At 50.7% G+C, this 4,670-nt stretch carries 6 protein-coding genes and 1 pseudogene; 4 read left to right on the top strand and 3 right to left on the bottom strand.

Going from position 1 to position 4,670, the window contains the following annotated elements:
* Nucleotides 1-128: 128 nt before the first annotated feature.
* Nucleotides 129-320, bottom strand: coding sequence for a Rop family plasmid primer RNA-binding protein (locus tag RTW80_RS22520; RefSeq protein ID WP_000165986.1), 192 nt, complete (start codon nt 318-320; stop codon nt 129-131).
* 62 nt (nt 321-382) lie between these two features.
* Here RTW80_RS22520 and RTW80_RS22515 point away from each other — a divergent pair, with 62 nt between their 5' ends.
* The 4 genes and pseudogenes from RTW80_RS22515 to RTW80_RS22500 all read left to right on the top strand — a co-directional run bounded on the left by RTW80_RS22515 (nt 383) and on the right by RTW80_RS22500 (nt 2,184).
* The gene (locus tag RTW80_RS22515; protein WP_001677263.1) at nt 383-706 is read left to right on the top strand and encodes a MobC family plasmid mobilization relaxosome protein; all 324 of its coding nucleotides are present in this window, start codon (nt 383-385) and stop codon (nt 704-706) included.
* Nucleotides 696-1,013: pseudogene (locus RTW80_RS31650) on the top strand (nuclease); the annotation flags it as partial. The gene RTW80_RS22515 and the pseudogene RTW80_RS31650, both read left to right, overlap by 11 nt.
* A 370-nt stretch (nt 1,014-1,383) precedes the next feature.
* Nucleotides 1,384-1,944, top strand: coding sequence for an MbeB family mobilization protein (locus RTW80_RS22505; RefSeq protein WP_000067488.1), 561 nt, complete (start codon nt 1,384-1,386; stop codon nt 1,942-1,944).
* Between the two features lie 6 nt (nt 1,945-1,950).
* Nucleotides 1,951-2,184 carry an MbeD family mobilization/exclusion protein gene (locus tag RTW80_RS22500; RefSeq protein ID WP_000137388.1) on the top strand — a complete coding sequence of 78 codons (234 nt, stop codon included), beginning with the start codon at nt 1,951-1,953 and terminating at the stop codon, nt 2,182-2,184.
* Between the two features lie 687 nt (nt 2,185-2,871).
* On the opposite strand, the gene RTW80_RS22495 is transcribed toward RTW80_RS22500, so the two are convergent.
* Both RTW80_RS22495 and RTW80_RS22490 read right to left on the bottom strand, forming a co-directional pair.
* Nucleotides 2,872-3,711, bottom strand: coding sequence for a hypothetical protein (locus RTW80_RS22495; RefSeq protein WP_001354646.1), 840 nt, complete (start codon nt 3,709-3,711; stop codon nt 2,872-2,874).
* 191 nt (nt 3,712-3,902) lie between these two features.
* The gene (locus RTW80_RS22490) at nt 3,903-4,052 is read right to left on the bottom strand and encodes a hypothetical protein (protein ID WP_032194431.1); all 150 of its coding nucleotides are present in this window, start codon (nt 4,050-4,052) and stop codon (nt 3,903-3,905) included.
* Between the last annotated feature and the right edge of the window lie 618 nt (nt 4,053-4,670).

The raw sequence follows: 4,670 nt of genomic DNA, 5'->3' as shown, positions 1-4,670 counted from the left end.
TCGCTACGTGACTGGGTCAGGGCTGCGCCCCGACACCCGCTAAAACCCGCTGACGCGCCCTGACGGGCTTGTCTGCTCCCGGCATCCGCTCACAGGCAAGCTGTGAACGTCTCCGGGAGCTGCATGTTTCAGTTGCTTTCACCGTCATCGCCGAAGCGTGCGAGGCAACTACGGTAGAGTTCGTCGGCGTGGTCGTGAAGTGATTCGCAGATGTCTGCCTGTTCGTCCGCGTCCAGCTCGTTGAGTTTTTCCAGCAGGGTCAGCGTCTGGCTTCTGATAAAGCGGGCCATGTTAAGGGCTGTTTTTTCCTGTTTGGTCATGGTCTTAAGGCTCCTTAATAGGGGATTTTTTAGGGGGAATGATACCGATGAAACGCGAGAAGATGCTCACGATACGGGTTAGCGATGAGGAGCACGCCCGGTTACTGGAACGCTGCGAGGGTAAACGACTGGCAGAATGGATGCGGCGGGTCTGTCTGGGGGAGCCGGTTGCGCGCACAGGAAAACTGCCGACACTATCGCCGCCATTGCTGCGGCATCTGGCTGCCATCGGGAACAATCTGAACCAGACAGCCCGGAAGGTGAACAGCGGCCACTGGTCTTCGATTGACCGGGTTCATGTGGTGGCCGCTCTGATGGCCATCGAGGGTGAATTGCGCCAGTTGCGGCAGGCTGTCAGGGAACAGGGGGGACGGGATGATAGTTAAATTTCATGCCAGGGGGAAAGGCGGTGGAAGTGGCCCGGTCGATTACCTGCTGGGGCGGGAGCGTAACCGCGAAGGCGCAACGGTGCTCCGGGGTAACCCGGAAGAAATCCGGGAACTCATTGATGCCACGCCATTTTCGAAGAAATACACGTCAGGCGTTCTGTCGTTCGCGGAGAAGGAGTTACCGCCGGGTGAACGCGAAAGAGTGATGACGAGCTTTGAGCGTGTTCTTATGCCCGGTCTCGAAAAAGACCAGTACAGCATTCTCTGGGTGGAACACCAGGATAAGGGGCGGCTCGAACTGAATTTTGTCATTCCGAACATGGAACTACAGAGCGGTAAGCGCCTCCAGCCGTACTACGACCGTGCGGACAGGCCGAGGATAAATGCCTGGCAGACGCTGGTTAATCATCATTACGGGCTGCGTGACCCGAACGCACCGGAGAACAGACGGACGCTTGTCACACCGAATAATCTGCCAAAAGCGAAACAGGAGGCCGCAGAAGCGATTACACGGGGTCTTGAGGCGCTTTACCGTGCCGGAGCAATAAAAACGCGTCAGGATGTCACTGAGGCGCTCACAGCGGCAGGTTTTGAGGTGGTGAGGACAACCAGAAGCAGTATCAGTATTGCCGACCCGGAGGGGGGGCGGAATCTCAGGCTAAAGGGGGCGCTGTATGAGCAATCTTTTACAAATGGGAACGGACTTCGAGAAGAAACTGAAAGAGCGAGCCGCTTCTACCGAGAACATGCTGAACAGCGAGTTCAGGAAGCTAGAAGAGTCTGTAGACAAGGCACTGAGCTTAAACAGGCAGAAAATCAGAGACGCTATCAGCGAACATACAACATCCGTGAAACAGCAACTGGATACGCTGAGCACCACCGTGAGCACGCAGCTCAGCACCACAGAGGCCGAACTGTCCCGGCAGCAGAAAAACCTGCTCTGGCAGGTGATCAAAGGGCGGGTACTGTTTCCGGCGCTGACCGCGCTCAGCGTCACGGGCGGCATTTTCCTGGGGTGCTGGGGGCTGATTCAGTGGCAGGAAAGCAGGATTGCGAAAAATATCTTGACCATCAGAGAGCAGGAAAACACGCTGGCGAAACTCGAGGCAAAAACCTGGGGGGTGACGTTCGTCAATGGCGAGAACGGGAAATTTCTGGTGCTGCCGGACGGGGTGAAAGGGGAAAACACCTGGACGGTGGGCGACAAGAACGCCGTGAGGCTGGTCAGGGAGTAAACGAGTATGACGGAACTGGAAGGGCATTTGCTGAACGCCTTAGAGCATTTGCAACAGGACTATATGCGGCGGCTGAACGAGTGGGAGAGCGCCTTCGCAGAATTGCAGAAGATGCACGCGGTTACGCAACAGAACAACGCGATACTGAACGAGCGTGTCGTGAACTTGAGTCAGCAGGTGCAGCTATTAGCCGGACAAGTCGACCGCTTGAGTCGGTTATTTATCACGAACAACAGATAAGGGATGAACAGGAGCGTCAGGCGCAGGAGCTTGCCCGGCGCTGGCATGAAGAGCAGGAACCCGAAGCGCGGATCTGGCGTGGCCCGTCAATGGGGATGTGACCGGGGTACCCCCTGAAATCGAGCCAGTTTGTGGCACGCCCTACCCGGATGGCGCCAATGTTAATGTACGTACATTAGCATTAACAATATCCAAACCTCCCCATTTTGCCCCGTTCGACGGCTGGAACGTGCGAAACTGATCGTCATTCAGTTTCGCGCATAACTATGCATGAGGTTAAAATTTACCAGGCGCGATCGCGGCAGTTTTTCGGGTGGTTTGTTGCTGTTTTTACCTGTCTGCTGCCGTGATCGCGCTGAACGCGTTTAAGCGGTACGCGCAATGCGACGTTATGGTAAATACGGAGTATTTTAATTGCGGGCCTTTGTTGTATATCTCTGTCGTTTGTCCCCGGGGGGAAGCATTACTGCTAACAAGTCCCGTGAGAAAACTGCGCAATCGTATTGCGCACCATGAACCTATTCTCAACCGCAATCTGGAGGATGATTTTGCTACGATAAAGAGAATTATCGCGTATCGGTGTCAGCATTCATTGGAGTGGATGCTGAAAAACCAGGTGTTACTCCCTCTACTTACACTTAAACCTCTCTAAAAATATAAGTAAGTACTATCGAGGGCTATCATGAACTATGGTGCCCTCTGAGCATAGCTACCCATTACTTCTTCTATGTCATTGAATAATTCATTTCTTAACTCTAAGTATTCTAGTAACTCCATTTCTAATGACTCTGTCGTGAACTTAAATCTAGAAGGATCTTTGATTGAGTTTACTAGTCTTGATAACGCTCTATATGTTTTGAGTGAAGGTTGCATTATAGATGGAAAGTATTTGAAAACCTCTTCATCTCTGTTGAAATTAACTAAAAACTTGTAGTCATCATTTATAAATCTCAAGCATACAGCGTCAAGCTTATCGCCTTTTCTTATTATTATTTCTTTATAGGAAAGATATTTTTCAGAAGATAAGTCCCACATCAAGCGAAAATCTCTCTTTGCGAACGAGTTCGCGTCATCATTGAAAAGAGATGATGTGATGGCTTTGGATAGACCTTCTGTGTTTATCTCTTTGTTGGATGGGTAGTAAATTTTATTAATTGCTTTCATTCTCTCAAATGATGAATATAGGTCATTATGCCACCTTGTTGAAATCACTCCTTTAGTTATATTCTCCTTGCTAAAATTAAGCCCTGTATCAAAAATAAATGCAGCCATCAGTGAATATGATATGTTTTTTATTAACTCAGACTTAAATGGTTCCGCTATGGAGTAGTACAGTGATAAAATAACTAAAAATAAAAGGTATTGTCTTACCTTTCCCGATGAGTATATGTAAAGGCGATATTTATTTATTGATAGTTTTATTTTGTATGGAATGATCTCATTTCTGTCATATCCTCTTCGTGGTGGAGCAAAACAAAAGAAACATGCAGCTATTAATAAAACAAAAAAGATGAACAGTGTAAGCAAGTTCGGCTCCTGTGTATGCTCACTATGCATGATTGTCTTGAGATCTAACGATCCTGAAGGTAGTCTTGTCCGTAAACGAAAAAACCGCCCAGCAAGGCGGCTTTTCGAAGGTTCTCAGAGCAGCAACTCTTTGAACCAAGGTAACTGGCTTGGAGGAGCACAGCCACCAAATCTGTCCTTTCAGTTTAGCCTTAACCGGCGCATAACTTCAAGACTAACTCCTCTAAACGGTTACCAATGGCTGCTGCCAGTGGCGTTTTTACGTGTCTTTCCGGGTTGGACTCAAGACGATAGTTACCGGATAAGGCGCAGCGGTCGGGCTGAACGGGGGGTTCGTGCACACAGCCCAGCTTGGAGCGAACGACCTACACCGGGCCGAGATACCAACAGCGTGAGCTATGAGAAAGCGCCACGCTTCCCGAAGGGAGAAAGGCGGACAGGTATCCGGTAAGCGGCAGGGTCGGAACAGGAGAGCGCACGAGGGAGCTTCCAGGGGGAAACGCCTGGTATCTTTATAGTCCTGTCGGGTTTCGCCACCTCTGACTTGAGCATCTGTTTTTGTGATGCTCGTCAGGGGGGCGGAGCCTATGGAAAAACGCCAGCGGCGCGGCCTTCTTCCTGTTCCTGGCCTTTTGCTCACATGTTTCTTTTGGCGTTATCCCCTGATTCTGTGGATAACCGCATCACCGTCTTTGAGTGAGCTGATACCGCTCGCCGCAGCCGAACGACCGAGCGTAGCGAGTCAGTGAGCGAGGAAGCGGAAGAGCGCCTGATGCGGCATTTTCTCCTTACGCATCTGTGCGGTATTTCACACCGCATATGGTGCACTTTTCTTATAATCCGCACTGATGCCACATAGTTAAGCCAGTATACACTCCGCTATCGCTACGTGACTGGGTCAGGGCTGCGCCCCGACACCCGCTAAAACCCGCTGACGCGCCCTGACGGGCTTGTCTGCT

The organism is Escherichia sp. AM3 (genome assembly GCF_032029835.1).
Taxonomy (GTDB): domain Bacteria; phylum Pseudomonadota; class Gammaproteobacteria; order Enterobacterales; family Enterobacteriaceae; genus Escherichia; species Escherichia coli.
Note: the sequence above shows the minus strand (reverse complement) of the source record. Positions and strands in the feature narration are given on the sequence as shown.

What these genes read in the sequence shown, in the direction of transcription:
- RTW80_RS22520 (WP_000165986.1), bottom strand. Translation starts at nt 320, where the DNA reads ATGACCAAACAGGAAAAAACAGCCCTTAACATGGCCCGCTTTATCAGA.
- RTW80_RS22515 (WP_001677263.1), top strand. Translation starts at nt 383, where the DNA reads ATGCTCACGATACGGGTTAGCGATGAGGAGCACGCCCGGTTACTGGAA.
- RTW80_RS22505 (WP_000067488.1), top strand. Translation starts at nt 1,384, where the DNA reads ATGAGCAATCTTTTACAAATGGGAACGGACTTCGAGAAGAAACTGAAA.
- RTW80_RS22500 (WP_000137388.1), top strand. Translation starts at nt 1,951, where the DNA reads ATGACGGAACTGGAAGGGCATTTGCTGAACGCCTTAGAGCATTTGCAA.